This window comes from Pseudomonas sp. PvP025 (genome assembly GCF_017832155.1).
Classification (GTDB): Bacteria; Pseudomonadota; Gammaproteobacteria; order Pseudomonadales; family Pseudomonadaceae; genus Aquipseudomonas.
In genome coordinates, this window is the sequence record NZ_JAFIBJ010000001.1 from 4,758,997 (window position 1) to 4,782,450 (window position 23,454).

Sequence of the window (23,454 nt, forward strand, 5' to 3'; positions counted from 1 at the left end):
CCACATGGCTAACAGTGTCGTATCAGCGGTTGCCGTCGACCGGATCGATATCCGCCAGCTCCGCTTCGTCCAGGCCATTGCCGCCTCCGATCTCATCTTCATCCACAATGCTGAGGTCGAAGTCGGCTGGGTTGTCCTCCCCGGCCTCTCGCGCATCCCGCGCCCCGTCCTCATGGATCAGGGTTTCCGGGCTCATATCATCGTCAGTCGACTCATGGTCATCCGTCGAAGCCCCGGTCATCCCAGCCGCGCGCACCCGCTCATCGGGCATCAGGTGTTCGCGCTCGCCGCGCGGGATTTCATCGCCGATTTCCGCGGTCTGGTCTTCCTGGTCAAAGTCCAGCTCGCGCATCGAACCCATGCGGTCTTCGTTATCGTCAATCGGTTCGGGCTGCGTAGCGCCGTAGGGACGTCGTGATTCAGTCATGGCCAATCCTCATACTGTGGGGCTTATAGTGTGTGGACAGGCTCTGCACCCCAAAGATTCAAGCTAATTTGCGCCAGGCGTGACCCGAACGAGGGGTTGTCAGTCACACAGCTGCGCATCATTCCCGAGGCTTTCCCTGATGAACGAACTACAAGACCTGCTTGATAACAACGAACGCTGGGCGGATGCGATCAAACAGGAAGATCCCGAATTCTTCGCCAAGCTCGCCCGCCAGCAAACCCCGGAATACCTGTGGATCGGCTGTTCCGATGCGCGCGTACCGGCCAACGAGATCGTCGGCATGCTGCCAGGCGATCTGTTCGTGCACCGCAACGTGGCCAACGTGGTGCTGCACACCGACCTCAATTGCCTGTCGGTGATCCAGTACGCGGTCGATGTGCTCAAGGTCAAACACATCCTTGTCACCGGGCACTACGGCTGCGGCGGCGTGCGTGCGTCGATGCAGGACCGCCAGTTCGGCCTGATCGATGGCTGGCTGCGCACCATTCGTGATCTCTACTACGAAAACCGCGAAGTGCTGGCGCAGCTGCCCACCGAAGAAGAACAGGTCGACCGCCTGTGCGAGCTGAACGTGATTCAGCAGGTGGCCAACGTCGGCCACACCAGCATTGTGCAAAACGCCTGGCACCGTGGGCAGAGCCTATCGATCCACGGCTGCATCTACGGCATCAAGGATGGTCGCTGGAAAAGCCTGAACACCACCATCAGCGGCTTCGAGCAACTGCCGCCGCAATATCGCCTGCGCCCGCTGGGTGACGCCTAAGGTCGCTCGGCGCGCTCGCGCTGCTCCAGGAACAGCCGGCCTTCTGCGCTGAGTTGTTCCTGCGAGCCTTTGATCCAGCCCCGGCAGTCCGGTGCTCCGCAGGTGCAGGCAAACTGTCGGGGCAGGGTGTCGCCGGTGGTGGCGTGATCGATGGTCAGCCAGGTACCGGCTGCGATGGGCATCACTGACCAAAGCTCCAGGTAGGACGTGTCGAAATACGTATTGGGGTGGCAGGCATGCTGCAGTTGACCGCACAACCACGGGTCATATAGCCAGATACGCCCCGAGATCTGAAACGTGTGCTGGCGGCATTCGCCCAAGGCATAGCCGAATACGCGAGCGATGAGGGTGCGGCTGTCGAACGCGACGCGGGATTTGACACCCATGATTTCGCCGGCTTTGTCGTAAACCATTTCAAATTGCCGGTTGGAGGGGTAGCCATACTCCGCCAACGTCGTCGTAAAGGGATACAGACAGTCGTCGTCAGAATTCGCGCGAATCGCCTTATCCATGGCACGAGTTTTCATCACGTTCCTTGAATGGGCTGCATCGACCTGCAGGTGATGTCTGACTGCCAGTCTTGCAGCGAATGGGCCCGGCTCAAGGTTCGCCGATGGGCTGGCTGATATCTACTGTCAAATTTGACAGTAGATATCAGCCAGCCCTGTGTGCTCTCTACAGGCTGGGCGCAGGCAGGAGAGTCGCTGGCGCGGGGTTCTTCAGCTGTTTCAACTGCGCCTTGATCGGTGCAGTGGCGCATTTGGCATTTGCCTGTTCCGGGGTCAGCGAGCGTACCGAGGTGTAGAACAATTCGCAGGTCTGTTCCTTGCGCGTCACTTGCCAAGTGGTGTTGCACGCCTGGAGCAACACGTTGGGGTCACTGGCCGGCTTGCGGCCCATGCCGGCTTGCCAGCAGGCCGCGCTCAAATCCTGCCCCATCACCTTCAGGCCGGCCTCGTCGGCTTTCTGTTCGTTACCGCCATAGCTTGCCGGGTCCGCCGCGTACCAGATGTAACTGGGGTGGTTGGCGCCCAGTACCGATACGCTTTTGCCGGCCACCGGGCTGATCTGCGCCAGGCCCATTACGTCAACGGTCTGCCCGTATTGCTGCTTGATCCAGCTGCGCACCGGCGCGCCGAAGGCCACCATGGGCAGCGCACCGTCGGGCCGCAGGCTCAGTTCACTGACCATGCGTGTCTGGTAGTCGGTGAAATAGCCGTAGACGTTTTCCAGGTCCTTGCCCGCATTGGACGGTGCGGCAATCGGGGCGATATCGATGATGGTCTGGTAGGCCGGGGTTTCGCTGGCCGGCACGCCGTTGTCGGTGAGCAGGGCGGCCCAGCGGTCGGTGGTGGCCGACTCCAGGTAGTCCTGGAAGTGGGTCAACGAATAATCCGGCGGAAAGTGCAACAGCTCGACGCTTTTGCGGTTTTCCAGGGCCATGCCCAGCGGCAGGAACAGGTACCAGTTGTAGGCCCATTTACCGTCGCTGTTCAACTTGCTGGCGCCCTGATAGGCCAGATCGGCGGTGTTGAGCAATTGGGTGAGAGGCTGGCCGTAGGTATCCGGTACCCCGCTGAATGTGGCGGTCAGTTGGTCGCCGTCGGTTTTGACACTTACCTTGGCGCGACTGTAGCCGTCACGTTGCAGGCTCTGGTTGAGGTAGTGCTCGGCAGTCTGTTCCAGCGTCCACGGCTTGAAGCAGATCACGTTGCAGTTATTGGGGAAGGCGAATAATTGCGTGACGCGCTGGGTGTTCCCCAGCGGTACGTTGATGTCGGCCTGTACGACCGCACTGGCCAGCAGTGCGATCAGGGTGCAGGACAGCCTGGTCTGTTTAAACATAGTCGATTCCTTGTCAGCGAAAGCCCGTCTGCGCGGGTGAAAAGCCCACCTGCACACAGTAGCGGCTGGCCAGGAAAATCGCGTGCTAAATCGCTGCCGGTGTCGCTATTGGATAAGCGCCTTAGAGGTCGAAGCGCAATGCATTGCTCAGATCCCCCATCGGCTTCTGGCCCCGGGCACTCATTGCGTCATCGCGCTGCTTGAGGCCGTCCAGTGTTTCCAGTTGGAATACCCGCGTGATCAGCCGCAGGATCGAGGCCGTGTCGTACACCGTATGGTCGACCATGCCCTTGCGCGCAAACGGCGACACCACCAGCGCCGGCACCCGCGTGCCGGGGCCCCAGCGGTCGCCCTTGGGCGGCGCCACGTGGTCCCACCAGCCGCCGTTTTCATCGACAGTTACCACCACCACCATGTTTTTCCATTGCGGGCTTTCCTGCAGCACCTTCAAGGCACGGGCGATATGACGGTCGCCCGAGGCCACGTCGGCATAACCGGCGTGCATGTTGAGGTTGCCTTGGGGCTTGTAGAAGGTCACGGCAGGCAGCTTGCCCGCCTCGGCATCGGCAAAGAATTTATTGGTGCTGGACTCATCGCCCAGGCCGCCGTCGCGCAGGCGCTTGTCGCGTTCGGCGCGATTTTCCGGCCCCTGTTGCTTGAAGTAGTTGAAGGGCTGGTGGTGATACTGGAAGTTCGGGATTTTCGGGATACCGCCCGAGTCCTTGAACTGATCCAGGGTCGCCTGCCACGCGCCGGCGTACCAGGCCCAGTCGACGTTCTTCTTCGACAGCTTGTCGCCAATGTGCTCGTGGGTTTGCGGCACCAGCACATTGGGCAGGTCGGGCTTGGAGTAGTCCGGGTTCTGCGGGTCGCGGATCCAGGTTGGCCAATACGGCGGGGCCAGGGTGTTTACGCCGTAGCCGTCCGGGGTCAGGGCGCTGGGGCCGAACTGCGGCGGGCCGGTCATGGCGCTGGCCGGGGATGCATCCAGCGGTTTGAGGCGCGGGTCGGCAGGGTCATCGCTCTGCAACGTGGCGATCTGTGCCTTGGCCACCGATTGGGCAGCGTTCGGATAAAACGGCGCGGTGGCGCTGATCAGGTATTGATGGTTGAGGAACGAGCCACCGAACGCGCCCTGGAAGAAGTTATCGCAGAGCACGAACTCCTTGGCCACGTCCCACAGACGCAGGGCATAACGGCTCTGGGCGTAATGGCCCATCACCAGGCCGCCTGAGTCGGCCCAGGCGACAAAACCGTCGTTCTTGCCGCCGTTGATCTGCATCTGGTTTTGGTAGAACACGTGCCACAGGTCGCGGGTGACCAGGCTCAAAGGCAGGTCCGCGCCATTCGGGCCCTTGAGGGCGAAGGGTGCGTTGGGCAGGTTCTCCTGGAATTGCACTTCGCTGGGATAGGTCACGCCGTCCACGCTTTGCGGGCCGACCTGCAACACACCGCCCCAGGTCGGCGGCAGGCTGTTCAACACACTGCCGTCGCGGTCGCGCTGCCGGGTCTGGGCAGCGGACAGTGCGGACAGCGGTTTCTCCACGCCGGGGAAATCCGCAAACAGGTTATTGAAACTGCGGTTTTCGGCGTAGATCACCACCACGGTCTTCACCTGGTCGCGCAATGCCTTGTCCAATTCCTGTGGCGTGAGCGGTCGATCCGCCGGTTTGCCCGGCGCTTCGCTGGTATTGCCGCAGGCACTCAAGGTGGCGCCCACCCCCAGCACCGCCGCGCCTCCCAGGAAACGTCGCCGGCTGGTATCGACCGGCGGTTGTGCAACGGAATCGGGGGAAGGGCGGTCTTCGTGCTCGTCACTCATTGCGGGAGTCCCTGTCGATATGTTGCAAGATATTTCGCAGGACGGTAGCAATGCAATGTGACGGCATTAAGGCAGCTGCTGGCTCCTGGCTCCAAGCTTGAAGCTAAAAACTTGCAACTTATAACTGCTCCTATGGCATCACCGGCGGCACATACGCCAATGTCGTCCCCAACGCCCACAGCAAAAACAGCACCAGCGGCGTGTGCACCAGCAACTGCACAAACGAAAAACCGATCAAGTCCCGTGCCTTCAGGCCCAGCACCCCCAGCAGCGGCAGCATGTAGAACGGGTTGATCAGGTTCGGCAGCGCTTCGGCCGCGTTGTAGATCTGCACCGCCCAGCCCAGGTGGTATTGCAGGTCATTGGCCACTTGCATCACGTAAGGCGCTTCAATGATCCACTTGCCGCCGCCCGACGGGATAAAGAAACCCAGCACCGCCGAATACACGCCCATCAACAGCGCGTAGGTGTCGTGGGACGCGATGGAGGTGAAGAACAGCGAGATATGGTGCGCCAGGGTCTGACCGTCGCCACCCTTGACCAGCGTCATCAGCGCGGCGATCGAGCCGTACAGCGGAAACTGGATCAACACGCCGGTGGTGGTCGGCACGGCGCGGGCCACTGCATCCAGGAAGCTGCGCGGGCGCCAGTGCAACAGCGCACCGACCATGATGAACAGGAAGTTATAGGTATTGAGCCCCGAGATCGCGCTGATTGCAGGCTTGGTCGAGAACTCGTGGAACAGCCAACCGGCCGCCAGCAGCGCCAGCAGGATGGTCAGCAGCGGACTGTGTTCCAGCCATTCGCCGGGGCGGGTCGGCGCCTGGACCTTGGGCAGGTTGAACGCCGGGTCGACGCCGCAGGCCTTGGCATCGCGAGCACTGTTCGGGCCGGGCGCGGTGGCGTAGGCGATGATCAGCGACACCACGATCAGCGCCAGCAGCAGCACGCCCGATTGCCACAGAAAAATGGTCTCGGTGAATGGGATCATTCCGGTGATCGCCAGAATCGACGGCGGCAGACTGCCCGGGTTGGCCTGCAACTGCGCGGCCGACGACGACAGCCCCAGCGCCCAGACCGCACCAAGCCCCAGATAAGCCGCAGCACCGGCCGCGCGGTAGTCCATGCGCAAATCCGTGCGCCGGGCCAATGCCCGCACCAGCAAACCGCCGAACACCAGGGACAGGCCCCAGTTGAGCAACGACGCGACCATGGAAATCAAGGCCACCCAGGCTACGGCCGAGCGGCCGTTTTTGGGAATGCGCGCCAGGCGGTCGATCAGCTTGACCGCCGGCGGCGAACTGGCGACCACATAACCGCCGATCACCACGAAGGCCATCTGCATGGTGAACGGAATCAGGCTCCAGAACCCATCGCCAAAGGCCTTCGCGGCGTCGGTCGGCGCGGCGCCCATGCCCAGGGTCGCGACGGTGACGACAATCACTGCAAGCGCGGCAAACACCCACGAGTCCGGAAACCAGCGTTCGGCGAAGTTGGAACAGCGCAGGGCAAAACGGGCATAGCGGCTTTCTTCAATGGCATCGGCCATGGGGGCTTCCTCTTGTAGTTATTATGGCGGCGGCAGCTTTCCGGCATGTTGCTCCACGGCCATTGATTTGGGAATGCAGTTATCTTCATCGATCAATGAGCAAAACAAATGTATCTGTCGTGATTGCCATGATCCGGTTCAGCTCCTAACCTGCACGCCATTTTGTCTGTCTGCCGAGCTTGCACATGACTGCCACCTTTCCTGCACAGGCGCAGCGTTTTTCCCGCTCCGATTACAAAACCCTGGGCCTGGCCGCTCTGGGCGGGGCCCTGGAAATCTACGACTTCATCATCTTCGTGTTTTTCGCGCTGACCCTCAGCCAGTTGTTCTTCCCGCCGGAAATGCCTGAGTGGCTGCGCCTGCTGCAGAGCTTCGGCATTTTCGTCACCGGCTACCTCGCGCGCCCGTTGGGCGGCATCCTGATGGCGCACTTTGCCGATCATCTGGGGCGCAAGCGCGTGTTCAGTCTGAGCATCCTGATGATGGCCTTACCCTGTCTGCTGATCGGGATCATGCCCACCTACGCGCAAATCGGCTATTTCGCACCGCTGATTCTGCTGGCACTGCGCGTGCTGCAAGGCGCGGCCGTGGGCGGTGAAGTGCCCAGTGCCTGGACCTTCGTCGCCGAGCATGCGCCGCCTGCTCATCGCGGCTATGCCCTGGGTTTCCTGCAGGCCGGCCTGACCTTCGGCTACCTGCTCGGCGCGCTCACCGCGACGCTGCTGGCGCAGGTCTTCACGCCGGCAGAAATCCTCGATTACGCCTGGCGTTTGCCCTTTTTGCTTGGCGGCGTCTTCGGCGTGATCGGTGTGTGGCTGCGCCGCTGGCTCAACGAAACCCCGGTGTTCCTCGACATGCAGGCGCGCCGCCAGGCCGCTGCCGAACTGCCGCTGCGCACCGTGCTGCGCGAGCACCGCGCCGTGTTGCTGCCGGCGATGATTCTCACCTGCGTGCTCACCTCGGCGGTGGTGGTGCTGGTGGTCATCACGCCAACGATGATGCAGAAAACCTTCGGCATGAGCCCCGGCCACACGTTCGCCCTCAGCGCGCTGGGCATCGTGTTTCTGAACATCGGCTGCGTATTGGCGGGCCTGCTGGTCGACCGCATCGGCGCCTGGCGTGCGGTGCTGGTGTACAGCCTGTTGCTGCCGGCGGGAATCGCGATTTTGTACACCAGCCTGATCCACGGCGGCCTCTGGCTCGGCGCGGCGTATGCGTTGGCGGGCCTGTGCTGCGGCGTGGTGGGCGCGGTGCCTTCGGTGATGGTCGGGCTGTTTCCGGCGCCGGTGCGGGTGTCGGGGATTTCCTTCACCTACAACGTCGCCTATGCACTGTGGGCGAGTACCACGCCGCTGTTGCTGATCGCGCTGATGCCGACCAGCCCGTGGGTGTGCGTGGGGTATGGCGTGGTGATGGGGGCTGTGGGCGTGGCGAGTGTGGCGTTGTTTGGCAAGCGCCACACGCTGGCGGGCTGAGGCTCAGGTCAAAAAGTGCCAAAGCACCAACGTACCGACCAACCCCACCACCGAAACAATCGTCTGCAGCACCGACCACACCCAGATCGTCTGCTTTAACTGCAAGCCGAAATACTCGCGCACCATCCAGAAGCCGGCGTCGTTGACGTGGCAGAAGAACACCGAGCCTGCGCCAATCGCCAGCGCTACCAGTGAGCTTTGTGTGGCCGCCAGTCCCGCCATCATCGGCGCGAGGATGCCGGCCGTGGTAGTGGTCGCGACCGTCGCCGAACCGGTGGCCTGACGCAGCGCTACGGCGATCAGCCACGCCAGCAGCAGATAGGGCATGTGCGCGCCTTCGGCGACCTTGCTGATGGTCTGGCTCACGCCCGCGTCGAGCAGGGTCTGCTTGAGGCCGCCACCGGCGCCGATGGTCAGCAACAGCACCGCGATGGGGGCGATGGCTTTGCGCAAGGTGTTGCCGACGTCGGCGCGAGGCATGCCGGCGGCCCAGCCCAGGCAGATCACCGCGGCGATTACCGCCAGGGCGAGGGCGATCAGCGGCTCGCCGAGGAACTTCAACGTCAGGCCCAGGCTACTTTCCGTCGGCAGTGCGACTTTGGCCAGCGTGCTGCCCAGCATCAGAATCACCGGCAACAGAATGATCAGCAACGACACCGCAAAGCCGGGTTGGCGCGGTGCCTTGGGCGGTGCGCTGAACAACGCGCCGATGTCGGCCGGTGCATCCACGTGCAGGCGCCTGGACAGCCAGTTGCCATAGATCGGACCGGCAAGTATCACCGCAGGCACGGCCAGGCAAAAACCCAGCAACATGGTCAGGCCCAGGTCGGCGTGCAGCGCACCCACTGCGATCAGCGGTCCCGGATGCGGTGGCATCAGGGCGTGCAGGGTGGTCATGCCGGCCAGGGCCGGAATGGCGATTTTCAGCAGCGGCTGGTTCGAGCGTTTGGCCATCACCAAGATGATCGGCACCATCATCACCAGGCCCACTTCGAAGAACAGCGGCAAGCCGATCACCATCGCCACCAGCGCCATCACCCACGGCAGTGACTTTCCTTTGCCCAGCCCGAGCAGGGTGGTGGCGATACGGTCGGCCGCGCCGGATTCGGCCATCAACGCGCCGAGCATCGCGCCCAGCGCAATGATGATCCCGGCCTCGCCAAGAATCGCCCCGGCGCCTTTGCTGAAGGCCTTGGCAACCTCCTCCGGCGGCAGGCCGGCGCCGACGCCGGCGATAAAGGTGCCGATCAGAATCGACAGGAACGGCGGCAGCCTGGTCGCGCTGATCAGCACGATAATGCTGGCGATGGCGAGCAGGACGCAGAGCATGAGGCGTGTGTCGTGGAACATCCACGCGGCAGTCGATAACTCCAAAACGGGACTCCTTGGCGAACGGCTTGGCTGATATGTTTCTTTATGTTTCTGATGGCGAGCATACCTTATAAGGCGGCCGCTATCGGTTTCCGGGTGTGGCCGCGCGAACAGTTGATATTTTCCACGTCACCTTGCAGGTCGAAAGCACGTGGCCCATTACGATGAACATGACTACGTGTATGCCCGACCGCTTGCCTGTCAGGTTTGTAATCCTGCCTCCACCCCCCTGATAAGTCGCGATAGCTACATTGCCCTCGCTGGGAACCCTCAGCGACTTCATGGGCGTGGAACTGTCGTTATGTACATAACCGTTGGAACATTGTTGGGGGCTGCGGCGTTGTGGATAACCGCAAGTGTTGCCCAGGCGCAAACCCTCACCCTCGATGCAGCGCTGCAGACCGCCTTTGCCAACAATCCGGATCTGGCAGCTGCGCAATGGGAAATCGATATCGCCCGCGGCGGTCGCCAGCAGGCCGGGTTGATCCCCAATCCGGTTGCCTCCTGGGACGTCGAAGACACGCGCCGTAATGCCCGTACCACCACCGTCAAGCTCAGCCAGACCCTTGAACTGGGCGGCAAGCGCGGTGCGCGGATTGACCTGGCGACCCAGGCCCAGGTCGCTGCGGCGCTGACGTTGGAGCAGCAGCGCAACAGCCTGCGCGCCGATGTGATCGACCGCTACTACGGCGCCCTGCGTGCCCAGGAACGGCTGGATCTGGCGCAACGCTCCCTGGCGCTTGCCGAGCGCGGGCTGGTGATTGCAAACGGCCGGGTTACCGCCGGCAAGTCGTCGCCGGTGGAAGCCACCCGAGCACAGGTGCAATTGTCGGAGATTCGCCTGGAGCTGAATCGTGCGCAGGTCGGCCTCAACGATGCCTACCGCCAACTCGCCGCCAGCACCGGCAGCGCCGCCCCGGACTTCGACGCTGTCGCCGCGCAAAACCGGCCCGTGCCGTCGCTGCCGCCCCGCGCACAACTGCTGGCACGGGTCGAGCAAACTGCGCAATTGCGACTGGCCGAACTGCGTATCCGCGAGGGCGAAGCCAGCGTGACGCTGGAGAAAGCCCAGCGTATTCCCGATCTGGATGTGTCCATTGGCAGCCAGTACGACGCCAGCACGCGCGAGCGCGTAAATCTCGTTGGCGTCTCGATGCCGATCCCCGTGTTCAACCGCAACCAGGGCAACGTGCTCGCCGCCAACCGCCGCGCCGACCAGGCGCGCGACCTGCGCAACGCCGTCGAACTGCGGCTGCGCGCCGAAACCCTTCAGGCCCTGGCCTTGTGGCAAACCGCCAATACCGAAGTGCACACCTTCAACCAACAAATCCTGCCCGCCGCGCAAAGCGCCGTGGACAGCGCGACCCGTGGCTTCGAGATGGGCAAGTTCAACTTCCTCGACGTGCTCGACGCCCAGCGCACCTTGATTGCCGCCCGTACCCAGTACCTGACGGCCACCGCCCAGGCGATCGACGCCTGGGTGCGCCTCGAACGGATATACGGCGATCTCGTCCAGTTTTGATTTTTCAGGAGCAACCCATGAACAAACCACACGGTGTGGCGCTTGCCATCGCCCTGATACTGGCCTGGCCGGTAGCCGGCTTTGCCGATGGCGACGAGGAGGAGGGCACGCTTGAACTCACCGAACAGCAGGTCCAGGCCGCCGGTATTCAGCTTGCCAGGGCCCAGTCCCGTCCGATCAGTACGCTGCTGACACTGCCGGGCGAAGTGCGTTTTGACGAAGACCGTACCTCGCACATTATTCCGCGCGCGGCGGGTGTGGTGGAGTCGGTGAGCGTCAACCTTGGCCAATCGGTGAAGCAGGGGCAGTTGCTGGCGGTGATTGCCAGCCAGCAGATTTCCGATCAACGCAGCGAGCTGGCCGCCAGTGAGCGGCGGGTCGAGCTGGCGCGCATAACCTTCCAGCGCGAACGTCAGTTGTGGCAGGACAAAATCTCTGCCGAGCAGGACTACCTGCTCGCACGCCAGACGTTGGCGGAGGCCGAGATCGCGCGCAATAACGCCCGCCAGAAGATGACCGCCCTCAGCGGCAACGCGGGCTCGGCCGGCGGCAATCGTTATGAACTGCGCGCCCCGTTCGCCGGGGTGGTGGTGGAAAAACATCTGGGTGTCGGCGAAGTGGTCAGTGAGACCAGCAACGCCTTCACCCTCTCGGACCTGTCCCAGGTGTGGGTCACGTTCGGGGTCTTTCCCAAGGACTTGAACAAGGTCCGCGCTGGCAAGCCGGTGATCGTCAGCTCCACGGAAATGGACACTCGGGTGCAAGGCACCGTGGCCTATGTGGGCAACCTGCTGGGCGAACAGACGCGTACCGCCACTGTGCGTGTCAGCGTGCCCAACCCTGACGGCGCGTGGCGCCCGGGCCTGTTTGTGAGCGTGCAATTGGCCACCGACACCACGCAGGCCAGCGTCACCGTGCCACAGGAGGCGATCCAGACGGTCGAGGACAAACCTTCGGTATTCGAGCGTACCCCGAGCGGCTTCATCACCCGCCATGTGGAGCTGGGCATGCGCGAGAACGGCTACGTCGAAGTGCGCCAGGGGCTCGACGCAGGCGCGCAGGTGGCCACGGTCGGCAGCTTTATCCTCAAGTCCGAACTGGGCAAAGGTTCGGCCGAACACGGCCATTGATTCCGCGAGTGATTTTTCATGTTTGAGCGCCTTATTCAATTCGCCATCGAGCAGCGCATCATTGTGCTGCTGGCGGTACTGTTGATGGCCGGTGTCGGCATCGCCAGCTATCAGAAATTACCCATCGACGCCGTGCCCGACATCACCAATGTGCAGGTGCAGATCAACTCGGCGGCGGCGGGCTTCTCGCCGCTGGAAACCGAGCAGCGCATCACCTTTCCCATTGAAACCGCCATGGCCGGGTTGCCGGGCCTGCAGCAGACGCGTTCGTTGTCGCGTTCGGGGTTGTCGCAGGTGACGGTGATTTTCAAGGACGGCACCGACCTGTTCTTTGCCCGGCAATTGGTCAACGAGCGTCTGCAAGTGGCCCGCGATCAATTGCCCGAAGGCATCGAGAGCACCATGGGGCCGATTTCCACCGGGCTTGGGGAGATTTTCCTGTGGACCGTGGAGGCCGAGGAGGGCGCCCGCAAGGACGACGGCACGCCCTACACGCCGACGGACCTGCGCGTGATCCAGGACTGGATCATCAAGCCGCAACTGCGCAACGTGCCGGGCGTGGCGGAGATCAATACGATTGGCGGGTTCGCCAAGGAATACCAGATCGCCCCGGACCCCAAGCGCCTGGCGGCCTACAACCTGACATTGAACGACCTGGTCACGGCGCTGGAGCGCAACAATGCCAACGTCGGCGCCGGCTATATCGAACGCAGTGGCGAGCAGTTGCTGATCCGCGCACCGGGGCAGGTGGCGTCCATCGAGGATATTGCCAATATCGTCATCACCTCGACGGAGGGCACGCCGATTCGCGTGCGCAATGTGGCGCAGGTCGAGATCGGCCGCGAACTGCGCACCGGCGCAGCCACCGAGAACGGCCGCGAAGCGGTGCTGGGCACGGTGTTCATGCTGATCGGCGAGAACAGTCGCAGTGTGTCCCAGGCGGTGGCGAAGAAACTCGAGGAGATCAACCGTTCGCTGCCCGCAGGCGTGGTAGCGGTTACCGTCTACGACCGTACCAACCTTGTCGAAAAAGCCATTGCCACGGTCAAGCGCAACCTCTTCGAAGGGGCGCTGCTGGTGGTCGCGGTGCTGTTTCTGTTTCTGGGCAATATCCGCGCGGCGCTGATCACTGCGATGGTCATTCCGCTGGCGATGCTGTTCACGTTCACCGGCATGTTCACCTACAAAGTCAGCGCCAACCTCATGAGCCTTGGCGCGCTGGATTTCGGCATTATCGTCGACGGCGCAGTGGTGATCGTCGAGAACTCGATCCGCCGCCTGGCCCATGCGCAACATCGACACGGCCGCCTGCTGACCCGCAGCGAGCGCCTGCACGAGGTATTCGCCGCCGCGAAGGAAGCGCGGCGGGCGCTGATCTACGGGCAACTGATCATCATGGTGGTGTACCTGCCGATTTTTGCCCTCACCGGCGTGGCCGGGAAGATGTTCCACCCGATGGCGTTCACTGTGGTCATCGCCCTGTTGGGCGCGATGATCCTGTCGGTGACCTTCGTGCCGGCGGCGATTGCGCTGTTTGTCACCGGTAAGGTCAAGGAAGAGGAAAATCTGGTGATGCGCAGCGCGCGTCGGGTGTACGCGCCGGTGCTGGACTGGGTGATGGCGCGTCGGCCGCTGGTCTTCGCACTGGCGGCGCTGACCATTGTCGGCACCGGTCTGGTGGCCAGCCGCATGGGCAGCGAGTTTATCCCCAGCCTCAGCGAAGGCGATTTCGCCCAGCAGGCCCTGCGCGTGCCCGGCACCAGCCTCACGCAATCGGTGCAGATGCAGCAGCAACTGGAAAAGACCTTGCTGGCACAGGTGCCGGAAATCGAGCGGGTGTTCGCGCGTACGGGCACGGCTGAGATTGCGTCCGACCCGATGCCGCCGAATATTTCCGACAGTTACCTGATGCTCAAGCCAAAGGAGCAATGGCCCGACCCCAACAAATCCCGTGAGGCACTGATCGCCGATATTCAGCGCGCCAGTGAAATAGTGCCGGGCAGCGCGTATGAACTCTCGCAACCGATCCAGCTGCGTTTCAACGAGCTGATCTCAGGCGTGCGCAGCGATGTAGCGGTGAAGGTATTTGGCGATGACATGGCGGTGCTCAACAGCACCGCCGGCGCGATCGCCGGGACCCTGCGCGGGATTGATGGCGCTTCGGAAGTCAAGGTAGAGCAGACATCCGGCCTGCCGGTGCTGACGATCAATATCGACCGCGAAAAGGCGGCGCGTTTTGGCCTCAATACCGGTGATGTGCAGGACACCATTGCCGTCGCAGTCGGTGGTCGCAAGGCCGGTACGCTGTACGAAGGTGACCGCCGATTTGACATGGTCGTGCGCTTGTCCGACACGCTGCGCACCGATATCGACGGGCTGTCACGCCTGTTGATCCCGGTGCCGGCGTTGGCGGGCAGCCCTTCCGGGCAACTGGGATTTATCGCGTTGTCACAGGTGGCCAGCCTCGACCTGGTACTGGGCCCCAATCAGGTGAGTCGCGAGAACGGCAAGCGCCTGGTAATCGTCAGTGCCAACGTGCGCGGGCGCGATATCGGTTCGTTTGTGGAAGAAGCCGAGGCCGCAATCAGCGGCGAGGTGAAAGTGCCCGCAGGTTACTGGACCTCCTGGGGCGGCCAGTTCGAGCAACTGAAGGAGGCCTCCGAGCGGCTGCGCATCGTGGTGCCGGTGGCATTGCTGCTGGTGTTCGGCCTGTTGTTCATGATGTTCAACAACATCAAGGACGGCTTGCTGGTGTTCACCGGGATTCCGTTTGCGCTGACCGGCGGGATCATGGCCCTGTGGCTGCGCGATATCCCGCTGTCGATCTCGGCGGGCGTGGGGTTTATCGCGTTGTCTGGCGTGGCGGTGCTCAATGGCCTGGTGATGATCGCCTTTATCCGCAATCTGCGCGAAGAAGGGTATTCGCTGGCGCTGGCGATCAACGAAGGTGCGCTGACGCGCCTGCGCCCGGTATTGATGACTGCGCTGGTGGCGTCTCTTGGGTTCATCCCCATGGCCCTGGCCACCGGCACCGGTGCCGAGGTGCAGCGGCCGTTGGCCACGGTGGTGATCGGCGGGATCATTTCATCAACGTTGCTGACATTATTGGTGCTGCCGGCGCTGTATCAGTGGGCGCACCGCAAGGACGAGGAAACACCAGTCGAAACTGCGTAAATCCACTTGGCTGGCTGTGTACGTCGGCCTGCCCCTGGTGCAGGGTCATGATCGACTGCACGATGGCCAGGCCCAGGCCAGTGCCGCCCTCGGTGCGCGCGCGGCTGCTGTCGGCGCGGTAGAAACGCTCGAACACATGCGGCAGGTGATGGGCTTCGATGCCTGCCCCCGCGTTGCTAACCAATACGCAGATGCTGTCGGCGCCTGCTTCTACGCTCAGAGGCACGTACCCACCCTCCGGGCTATGGCGAATTGCGTTGGACAGCAGGTTCGAGAGCGCACGTTGAATCATCAGGCGGTCACCCTGTACCTGGGCATTTCCGCTCAGGGAGAGGCTCAGGTGCTTTTCTTCGGCGCTGAAGGCGAACAGTTCCATTACCCGCTCGGCTTCCTGCGCCAGCGACACCGTGGTGAACGACGCGCGGGCGGACGGATGGCTGACTTGCGCCAGAAACAGCATGTCGTAGACGATGCGTGCCAGGCGCTCCAGCTCTTCCACGCTGGACTCCAGCGCCGCTTTGTAGGCCTCTGGCACTCGCGGGCGCGAGAGGGTTACCTGGGCCTTGCCCATCAGGTTGGTGAGCGGCGCGCGCAATTCGTGGGCAAGGTCGTCGGAAAACTGCGACAGCTGCTGCACCCCCGCGTCCAGCCGGTCGAGCATTACGTTGAACGCCTGCGCCAACTCCGCCAGCTCCTTTGGCAGGTTGTCCACCGCCAGACGATGCGTGAGGTCCTGGGTGGTGACTTTGGCCGCGACGTGGCTGAACTGCTTCAAGGGTGCCAACCCGCGCTGTACCAGCCACCACGCACCCAGGCCGATCAGCACCAGCAGCAACGGCAGCACGAACAGGGTGGAGCGCAGATAGGCACTGAGCAGCGCTTGGTCATCGGCACGGTCTCGCGTCAGCAGCACCCGCACATTTTCGCCGCTGCGCAGGCGCATCAGGCGTGAGGCACCGAGCTGCTGGTTGCCGCGCCCGTCGGCCCATGTCAGGTAGCCGAGGGTTTCACTGGCAGTAAAGTCTGTCATCAAGGGTGCCTGAACCCTGGTGCCAACACTGAGCAACACGTCGGTGGTCGGCAATGGCCCGACGATGGTCAGGTAGAAATTATCGTGGCCCATCACCAGGTCCGGCAGAGGATGGTTGCGCGTTGCAATCTCGCGCGTGTTGAGATTCATGGTCAGGCTGTGCTGAATCAGTTCCATCTTGTTTTCCAGACTCTTGCGCGCCATTTTTTCCAGTTCGTGATCGAGCACCAGAAAGGCCAGAGTCGCCAGCAGCAGCACCAGACCCGCGCCCATCAGGCTGACCATCAGCCCCAGACGCGTCGACAAGCTGCTGGTTTTCATTGGCGTGCCTCCAGCACATAGCCCACGCCGCGAATGGTATGAATCAGCCTGACCTCGCTCTGGTCATCGACCTTGGCGCGCAGGCGGCTGATGGACACTTCCACCACGTTAGTGTCGCAATCGAAATTCATGTCCCACACCAGGGAAATGATCTGCGTGCGGGTCATCACCTCGCCGGTCTGGCGCATCAATACATGCAGCAGGGCGAACTCCTTGGTGGTCAGGTCGATACGTCGGTTGCCGCGGTACGCTCGATGCCTTCGCGGGTCCAGCTCCAGGTCCGAGACGCGCAGCACCTCCGGCAGCGGGATGTGTTCGCTGCGGCGCAACAAGGTGCGCACACGGGCCAGTAATTCAGGAAATTCAAAGGGCTTGACCAGGTAGTCGTCGGCGCCCATGTCCAGGCCCTTGATCTTGTCTGCCAGACGCCCGCGTGCCGTCAGCATCATCACTCGCTGGTTGCCGTCGCGGCGTAATTGCTCAAGCACGCCCCAACCATCGGTGTTGGGCAAATTGACATCGAGGATCACCAGTTCGTAGCTGTGTTGCCGCGCCAGGTGCAAGCCATCGATGCCGCTGGCGGCGCAGTCGACGACGTAACCGCTTTCGGTCAGGCCTTGCTGCAGGTAGTCGGCGGTTTTCTGCTCGTCCTCAACAACCAGGATGCGCATAGGGATTTTCCTTCAAGAATAGGGAAATGATATGGCCTCACAAAAGGCTCTGAGTAAGCTGTAGGGGAAGTCTCAAACGTGAAGAGGCTTTAGGGTCAAGCGATGTAAGGCAGGTGTGACATTTGGCCGCTGAAGTTCAACGCAAAAAAAACGCCCCGGCGGGGGCGTAAATATTCATCTCTGTTCCAAAGGAGCTATACAAAAGCCGCAGAGATGAAGGATGTCGAGTAAGCGAGTTTAAAAATTACAACTTAACGAGAAGGTGAGTCCGATATTACTGTTCTGACAGACTTGAGCGCGTCAGCAGATATAGGGCATCGGTAAATGAATGTAAGGCGCCGGTTCAAAGTATGGCTAATGGGTATTCGACGATAAGGCGAACTTCTTCCAGGTCTGCGTCGAACGCACTTGAACGGATGGTGGCCTGACGCAGCCTGAGGGATAAATCCCTCAAATTGCCGGTTTGCACCACGTACCTGGCTTCCACATCCCGTTCCCAACGGCTTTGCCCGGTCAGCGGGTTGCCTGCCGCATCATTGCGCACATAGACCGAATTGGCGTTGCTATAGTCGGCGCCCGAGCCTCTGCCGTAGCGGGTCATGAACGACAGGCCGGGGATGCCGAAGGGTTGCATGTCCAGGTCGTAGCGCACCATCCATGAGCGCTCCTTGGGCGAGTTGAAGTCGCTGTACTGCATGGAGTTTTCGAGGATGTTGGAATCCGACTGACGCAGGTAATCGAAGTCGTTGTCGCCGTTGTTGCGCTGGTGAGAAACGGTCACACGATGGGCGCCGACCCTCACCCCCAGGCGCGCGCTCCAGATGTTGTTGTTCAGTTCCCCTCGCAGTTTGCGGCCTTCGTCTTTCACGTTGTAATAGTTGAAATTGCCAAACAGCGACACGTCCTCGCCCAGTGGATAGCTGGCGGTAGTGCCGAAGTAGTACTGGTCCCAGGCATCCTTCAGGCGACTGCCATAGACGCTCGCGCTCAGGTGCGGATTGAACTGGTAATCGCCGCCGAAATAGCCAACCCAGGGTGAATCGACCTTGCCCGCGTAAAACGTGGCGAACTCTTTGTTCCGGCCGCTCTGGGAGGGCTGGCTCATGCCACTCAATTGCCCGCCCTGCAGGCTCAGGCCTTCAATACTTGTGTTCTGTACGGTGACGCCGCGAAAGCTTTCCGGCAACACGCGCGAGTCGCCGGCCGCCACGACGGGCGTGTAGGGGAACACATCGCCGGCCTTGATCACGGTGTCCAGAAAGCGCAGTTTCGCGGCACCACCCACCTTGTTGTAGGTGCTTTCCGGGCGGTTGCTACTGTCTACCGGCATTACGCTGAATGAGCCCTTGCCGCCACTGCGGCCCCTGCCCGAATCGAGCCTGAGGCCATGCATGGCAAACGCGTCCAGGCCAAAGCCCACGGTGCCCTGGGTAAAGCCGGATTCGAATTTGCCGATCAGGCCCTGGGCCCAGGCTTCGGAATAACCATTGCCGGTAGGGCTGGATCGACCATTGCGATCATCGCGGTTGAAGTAAAAATTACGCATCAACAGCTTGACGCTGCTGCCTTCGATAAAGCCTTCGGGATGCTCCTGTGCCGCCACCGCTGCCAGCGGCAACGCGGCGCATAACGAAAGAGGCAGAGTCATGTTGAGGATATTCATGTTCGCTCCTGGGTCTGGCAATAACCAGCTTCTTATTTATGAGAGTGGGCGTTGTAGTGCCCAGAGCGATAGTTGCAAACGACGAATAACGACTGAGTGGCGCAAACATTACGATCCTGGAAAGTTACTGTTATCTATCAAATAAGTAATCTTGCAGCGAACCTGTGGCAAGGGTGATCTGGATAGTCTCGGCGCTGAACTTTTCAGTCGAGGCACGTGTGATGAACTTACAGACAGTTGGCTTGGGATTGCTCGTTGCAATGCTGTCATTTGGCGCAGTGGCGGACGGCAAGCGCACTTATGCGTTGCTTCTGGAAGATAACGAGGACGCCATGGCGGCTTACGCTGAGAAAAGAGGCCTGCCGGCACCTCAGGTGCAGGTGTACCGCTACGGCATGAATCTGGATATTGCCAAGGTGGTCAACATCTCGCCGCCAATTCGCTCGTGCAACGCGGTGCCGTCGCGCATGACCTATTGGGATTCGGTCGGCAAGCTCAATACCCTGGAGTATCAAGTGATGGGCGTATGCCGCATGAAGTGATGCCGCTTGAGTCTCAGCGGCCCAGCATCTTCACCCAGCGCGACGGCGGCATGCCGTAGGTGCTGCGAAATTGTCGGGTCATGTGGCTCTGGTCGGTGAAGCCTGCCGTCAGCGCCGCATCCACCAGCGACTGGCCCTGGGCAAGCAGGTTACGCAGTAGATCGAGTCGTCGCATGGTCAGGTAGCGATAGGGGCTGGTACCGAACAGCAGGCGAAAATCCCGCGACAGGGCCCAGCGGTCGCGGCCGGCATGGTCGGCCATTTCATCCAGGGTAATGCTGCGGCCCAGGGCCCCGTGGATAAATTCCCGGGCCCGCTCGGCGGCGACATAGTCGAAGGACTTGCGGCTGATGATCGCGCCCGACGCAGCGCTCAGCGCATGTGCCAGGTCGAACAGGGCATCCTGCTCCTGCATCGGGTCAATCGGGCAGTCCAGGCCTTGCAGCAGCACTTCGCTGGCACGCAACAGACGCGGATCAGTCGACAGGCCGCTGTGGATAAACGGCAGTGGCCGGCCGCCGAGAATCTGCTGGATCAGCGCAGGCTCCACGTAAATCATGCGGTACTTGAAACCTTCCACACTGCTGGCGCGGCCGTCATGGGTTTCATCGGGATGAATCACCATGGTTGTGCCCGGCAGGCTGTGGATCATGCAGCCGCGGTAGTGATAACTCTGCACGCCAAACAAGGTACGCCCGATGGCGTAGGTGTCATGGCGATGCGGGTCGAACGCAAAGCCGGCAAAGTATGCCTCGATACGGTCCAGGCCGCTGGCGTGCGGCGCGCGGTGAAGCCAGTCAAGGGGGGCGGTTGATTTACCCATGATGATTGCCACGAGAAGAGATGGAATGACGTTAACCCAGTCTGCCGCTGCTTGTCTGTGCGGGTCTTGAACGATTGTGCAGGGGCAGAGCCCATGGTAAGAAGCCCTACGTTCAACACTGAGGCCGGGTCATGAGCAAGTTGCGGGTAGGTATTATTTTTGGTGGCCGATCGGCTGAGCATGAAGTGTCGCTGCAATCGGCGCGCAACATCGTCGATGCCCTGGACCGGTCGCGCTTCGAGCCGATCCTCATTGGGATCGACAAGGCCGGGCACTGGCACCTGAACGACACTTCGGACTTTCTGATCAATCAGGAAAACCCGGCCCTGATCGCCCTCAACCAATCCAATCGTGAGCTGGCGGTCGTGCCTGGCAAGGCCAGCCAGCAAGTGGTGGAAACCTCCGGCCAGGGGCTGCTGGCACCTATCGATGTGATTTTCCCCATCGTCCACGGCACCCTTGGCGAAGATGGCTGCCTGCAAGGCTTGTTGCGCATGGCGGACCTGCCCTTCGTCGGCGCCGACGTGCTTGGCTCGGCGGTGTGCATGGACAAGGACATCAGCAAGCGTCTGCTGCGTGACGCCGGCATAGCCGTCACCCCGTTCATCACGCTGACCCGGCGCACCGCGGCGCGTACATCCTTTGCCACGGCGGTGAACACACTCGGCCTGCCGATGTTCGTCAAGCCCGCCAACCAGGGCTCGTCGGTGGGCGTCAGCAAAGTTGCCGACGAAGCCGAGTACCACGCCGCGGTAGAACTGGCGCTCGGGTTTGATGAAAAAGTGCTGGTGGAATCCGCCGTCAGTGGCCGTGAAATCGAATGCGCGGTGCTGGGTAACGAACACCCGATTGCCAGCGGTTGCGGCGAGATCGTGGTGAGCAGCGGCTTCTACTCCTACGACAGTAAATACATCGACGAGCATGCCGCGCAGGTGGTGGTGCCGGCGGATATCAGCGTTGAAGCCTGCGAGCGCATTCGCAGCCTGGCGGTCGAGGCGTTCGAGGTGCTGGGTTGCGCCGGGCTGGCGCGGGTTGACGTGTTTCTCACGGACGACGGCGAAGTACTGATCAACGAAGTCAACTCACTGCCCGGCTTCACCCGCATCAGCATGTACCCCAAGCTGTGGCAGGCTGCCGGGATGAGTTACAGCGAACTGGTGAGCCGGCTGATCGACCTGGCGCTGGAGCGGCATGCGGGGCGCAAGGGCTTGAAGATCAGTCGCTGACAGCTGTGTGGCGAGCGGGCTTGCCCTAATGCCGTTCAGTTAAGCGCAGATTCCCTGTGGCGAGCAGGCTTGTCCTGCGTTGGGCTGCGCAGCAGCCCCAAAGCCAGGCGCTGAGCCGTATCCGGTACACCGCGTTTTGCTCGATTGGGGGCGCTTCGCACCCCAACGCAGGACAAGCCTGCTCGCCACATGGGGGAGCAGGTTTTGCACAGTTTATGGCATCAGGTCAGTCACCCAAGGCTTCACCCTCACGCCGAGGGGCCGCGCCGCCGCTCAGCGACACTTTTCCCTGGGCATCGCGCGCGCGAACAATCGCCTGCACGCCGCTGGTCATGTCGATCTCGCTCAGTGCATGGCCTTTTTCCTTCAATGCCTTTTTCGTGCCCGGGCTGAACAATCCGGCCTCCAGTTCCGTCGCGCCATTGCGGCTGCCGAAATTGGGCAGGTTAATGGCGGCTTGCGGGTCAAGGTTCCAGTCGAGCATTGCCACCAGCGTCTTGCTCACATATTCGATGATCTGCGAGCCGCCGGGCGAGCCCAGCGTGGCCAGCAGTTCACCGCTCTGGCGGTCGAATACAAGTGTGGGCGCCATGGCCGAGCGCGGGCGTTTGCCAGGCTGCACACGGTTGGCAACCGGCTGACCGTGCTCTTCGGGGATGAACGAAAAGTCGGTCATCTGGTTATTCAGCAAGAAGCCCTGGACCATCACATGGGAGCCAAAGGCCGCTTCCACCGTGGTGGTCATCGATACGGCGCCGCCCAGGTCATCCACGGCCACCACCTGTGAGGTGGAAATGCGCAGCGGCGACCGGTCCGGCGCGTAGGCCACCTGGATGCCCGCCGGCTGTCCCGGTTTGGCGATCCCCATGCTGCGCTCACCGATCAGGTCGGCACGCCGCGCCAGATAATCCGGCGCAACGAGACCGGCAACCGGCACCGGCACAAAGTCAGCATCGGCCACATACTGCGCGCGGTCGGCAAACGCCAGGCGGCCGGCCTCGGCAAGCAGGTGCACGGCCTGCGGCGTGGGTTCGAACCCGGCCGGGGTGGCAAGCTTGACCGGGGTCATCGGCGCGAGGGCCTGGCGCGGGTCGCGGGTTTCCAGCGCCTGCAAGGTGCCGAGGATCTGCGCCACCGCAATCGCGCCGGACGACGGCGGCGGCATGCCACAGATTTTCCAGCGCTTGTAGTCGGTGCACAGCGGCGCCCGCTCCCTGGCGACGTAACCCGCGAGGTCGGACTTGGACAAGCCACCTGCATTACGGTGGCTCTGCACCTTGCGCGCAATTTCTTCGGCAATCGGACCACGGTACAGCGCGTCCGGGCCTTCCTTGGCGATGCGTTTGAACACAGCGGCCAGCGCCGGGTTTTTCAGCACCGTGCCGGTATCTTTCGGCGTGCCATCCGCCTTCAGGAAATAGGCGGCCATGTCCGGCGACTGCGCAATAAAACGGTCGGCCGCGATCAGGCTGTGCAACCGTGGGGAAATCGCAAAACCCTGTTCCGACAAACGAATCGCCGGCTCGAACAGTTTGGCCCATTGCAGGTGCCCGGTCTTTTTGTGCGCCATCTCCAATGCGCGCAACACACCGGGTGTGCCGACGGAGCGCCCGCCGATCTGGGCATCGGTGAAAGCCATCGGGGTGCCATCGGCGTTCAGAAAAAGACGCTCGGTCGCTGCGGCTGGCGCGGTTTCGCGACCGTCATAGGCGTGCACGTTTTCGCCGTCCCACAGCATGATGAATGCGCCGCCGCCGATGCCGGACGACTGCGGCTCCACCAGGGTCAGTACGGCTTGCATGGCAATCGCCGCGTCAATCGCCGAGCCGCCCTGGCGCAGCATCTCCCGCCCGGCTTCGGCGGCCAGCGGGTTCGCAGCGGCCGCCATGTGGCGTTCGGCATGGCGCAGGGTGAGGTCGTTGCGATAACCCGATCCCGACTCCGGTGCGGGAGGCGGTTCGTTGAGCGCGGTGTGACAGGCCGACAGGGCGAAGGCTGCGGCGATGATCGACAAAGGGCGGCGGGAAATTGAAAACACGTGTTGAACTCCGTTTACGTTGAGAATGCTCGACCGTCCTT

At 62.1% G+C, this 23,454-nt stretch carries 18 protein-coding genes; 7 read left to right on the forward strand and 11 right to left on the reverse strand.

Features of this window, described 5'->3' with window-relative positions; translation table 11 throughout:
- Positions 1–22: 22 nt before the first annotated feature.
- Positions 23–427 (reverse strand): serine kinase/phosphatase, encoded by a 405-nt coding sequence (locus tag JOE32_RS20590; RefSeq protein WP_209988211.1) that lies wholly within the window; start codon positions 425–427, stop codon positions 23–25.
- A gap of 139 nt (positions 428–566) precedes the next feature.
- On the opposite strand from JOE32_RS20590, the gene can reads away from it, so the two are divergent.
- On the forward strand, positions 567–1,211 hold the full coding sequence (can, locus tag JOE32_RS20595) for a carbonate dehydratase (RefSeq protein ID WP_003232867.1): 645 nt from the start codon (positions 567–569) through the stop codon (positions 1,209–1,211).
- Here can and JOE32_RS20600 read toward each other — a convergent pair.
- From JOE32_RS20600 to JOE32_RS20615, 4 genes are all read right to left on the reverse strand, one after another.
- The gene (locus tag JOE32_RS20600) at positions 1,208–1,738 is read right to left on the reverse strand and encodes an SET domain-containing protein-lysine N-methyltransferase (RefSeq protein WP_209988214.1); all 531 of its coding nucleotides are present in this window, start codon (positions 1,736–1,738) and stop codon (positions 1,208–1,210) included. The genes can and JOE32_RS20600 overlap by 4 nt on opposite strands.
- A 148-nt stretch (positions 1,739–1,886) precedes the next feature.
- The gene (locus JOE32_RS20605) at positions 1,887–3,056 is read right to left on the reverse strand and encodes a hypothetical protein (protein WP_209988217.1); all 1,170 of its coding nucleotides are present in this window, start codon (positions 3,054–3,056) and stop codon (positions 1,887–1,889) included.
- A 121-nt stretch (positions 3,057–3,177) separates the two neighbouring features.
- Positions 3,178–4,878: an acid phosphatase gene (gene acpA / locus JOE32_RS20610; RefSeq protein WP_209988220.1), complete on the reverse strand. Its 1,701-nt coding sequence runs from the start codon at positions 4,876–4,878 to the stop codon at positions 3,178–3,180.
- Positions 4,879–5,008: 130 nt separating this feature from the next.
- Entirely contained in the window at positions 5,009–6,427 is a 1,419-nt protein-coding gene (locus JOE32_RS20615; RefSeq protein WP_209988222.1) for a TIGR00366 family protein, read from the reverse strand.
- Between the two features lie 185 nt (positions 6,428–6,612).
- Here JOE32_RS20615 and JOE32_RS20620 point away from each other — a divergent pair, with 185 nt between their 5' ends.
- Positions 6,613–7,902, forward strand: a complete 1,290-nt coding sequence (locus JOE32_RS20620) for an MFS transporter (protein ID WP_209988237.1) — start codon at positions 6,613–6,615, stop codon at positions 7,900–7,902.
- A 3-nt stretch (positions 7,903–7,905) separates the two neighbouring features.
- Here JOE32_RS20620 and JOE32_RS20625 read toward each other — a convergent pair whose 3' ends face one another.
- The gene (locus tag JOE32_RS20625; RefSeq protein ID WP_209988239.1) at positions 7,906–9,276 is read right to left on the reverse strand and encodes a gluconate:H+ symporter; all 1,371 of its coding nucleotides are present in this window, start codon (positions 9,274–9,276) and stop codon (positions 7,906–7,908) included.
- A gap of 298 nt (positions 9,277–9,574) precedes the next feature.
- On the opposite strand from JOE32_RS20625, the gene JOE32_RS20630 reads away from it, so the two are divergent.
- The 3 genes from JOE32_RS20630 to JOE32_RS20640 are packed head-to-tail and all read left to right on the forward strand — an operon-like array spanning position 9,575 to position 15,099.
- A complete protein-coding gene (locus tag JOE32_RS20630; protein ID WP_209988242.1) occupies positions 9,575–10,795 on the forward strand; it encodes a TolC family protein in 1,221 nt (406 codons plus the stop codon).
- A 17-nt stretch (positions 10,796–10,812) separates the two neighbouring features.
- Positions 10,813–11,925 carry an efflux RND transporter periplasmic adaptor subunit gene (locus JOE32_RS20635; RefSeq protein ID WP_209988245.1) on the forward strand — a complete coding sequence of 371 codons (1,113 nt, stop codon included), beginning with the start codon at positions 10,813–10,815 and terminating at the stop codon, positions 11,923–11,925.
- Between the two features lie 18 nt (positions 11,926–11,943).
- The gene (locus JOE32_RS20640) at positions 11,944–15,099 is read left to right on the forward strand and encodes a CusA/CzcA family heavy metal efflux RND transporter (protein WP_209988248.1); all 3,156 of its coding nucleotides are present in this window, start codon (positions 11,944–11,946) and stop codon (positions 15,097–15,099) included.
- On the opposite strand, the gene JOE32_RS20645 is transcribed toward JOE32_RS20640, so the two are convergent.
- The 3 genes from JOE32_RS20645 to JOE32_RS20655 all read right to left on the reverse strand — a co-directional run bounded on the left by JOE32_RS20645 (position 15,005) and on the right by JOE32_RS20655 (position 18,784).
- Positions 15,005–16,450, reverse strand: coding sequence for a heavy metal sensor histidine kinase (locus JOE32_RS20645; protein WP_209988251.1), 1,446 nt, complete (start codon positions 16,448–16,450; stop codon positions 15,005–15,007). The two genes, JOE32_RS20640 and JOE32_RS20645, sit on opposite strands and share 95 nt — an antisense overlap.
- Positions 16,447–17,121 (reverse strand): heavy metal response regulator transcription factor, encoded by a 675-nt coding sequence (locus JOE32_RS20650; protein ID WP_209988254.1) that lies wholly within the window; start codon positions 17,119–17,121, stop codon positions 16,447–16,449. The genes JOE32_RS20645 and JOE32_RS20650 overlap by 4 nt, the downstream gene beginning before the upstream one ends.
- Positions 17,122–17,464: 343 nt before the next feature.
- Complete coding sequence (locus JOE32_RS20655) at positions 17,465–18,784, reverse strand: OprD family porin (RefSeq protein WP_209988257.1); 1,320 nt, start codon at positions 18,782–18,784, stop codon at positions 17,465–17,467.
- Between the two features lie 221 nt (positions 18,785–19,005).
- On the opposite strand from JOE32_RS20655, the gene JOE32_RS20660 reads away from it, so the two are divergent.
- Positions 19,006–19,326: a DUF2790 domain-containing protein gene (locus JOE32_RS20660; protein WP_209988260.1), complete on the forward strand. Its 321-nt coding sequence runs from the start codon at positions 19,006–19,008 to the stop codon at positions 19,324–19,326.
- A 13-nt stretch (positions 19,327–19,339) separates the two neighbouring features.
- Here the strand turns inward: JOE32_RS20660 and JOE32_RS20665 are convergent, their stop codons facing one another.
- Positions 19,340–20,149, reverse strand: a complete 810-nt coding sequence (locus JOE32_RS20665; RefSeq protein ID WP_209988263.1) for an AraC family transcriptional regulator — start codon at positions 20,147–20,149, stop codon at positions 19,340–19,342.
- A 131-nt stretch (positions 20,150–20,280) separates the two neighbouring features.
- Between JOE32_RS20665 and ddlA the strand changes: the two genes are divergently transcribed.
- The gene (gene ddlA / locus JOE32_RS20670) at positions 20,281–21,375 is read left to right on the forward strand and encodes a D-alanine--D-alanine ligase (protein WP_209988266.1); all 1,095 of its coding nucleotides are present in this window, start codon (positions 20,281–20,283) and stop codon (positions 21,373–21,375) included.
- A 226-nt stretch (positions 21,376–21,601) separates the two neighbouring features.
- Here ddlA and ggt read toward each other — a convergent pair whose 3' ends face one another.
- The gene (gene ggt / locus JOE32_RS20675) at positions 21,602–23,413 is read right to left on the reverse strand and encodes a gamma-glutamyltransferase (RefSeq protein ID WP_209988270.1); all 1,812 of its coding nucleotides are present in this window, start codon (positions 23,411–23,413) and stop codon (positions 21,602–21,604) included.
- Positions 23,414–23,454 lie beyond the last annotated feature (41 nt).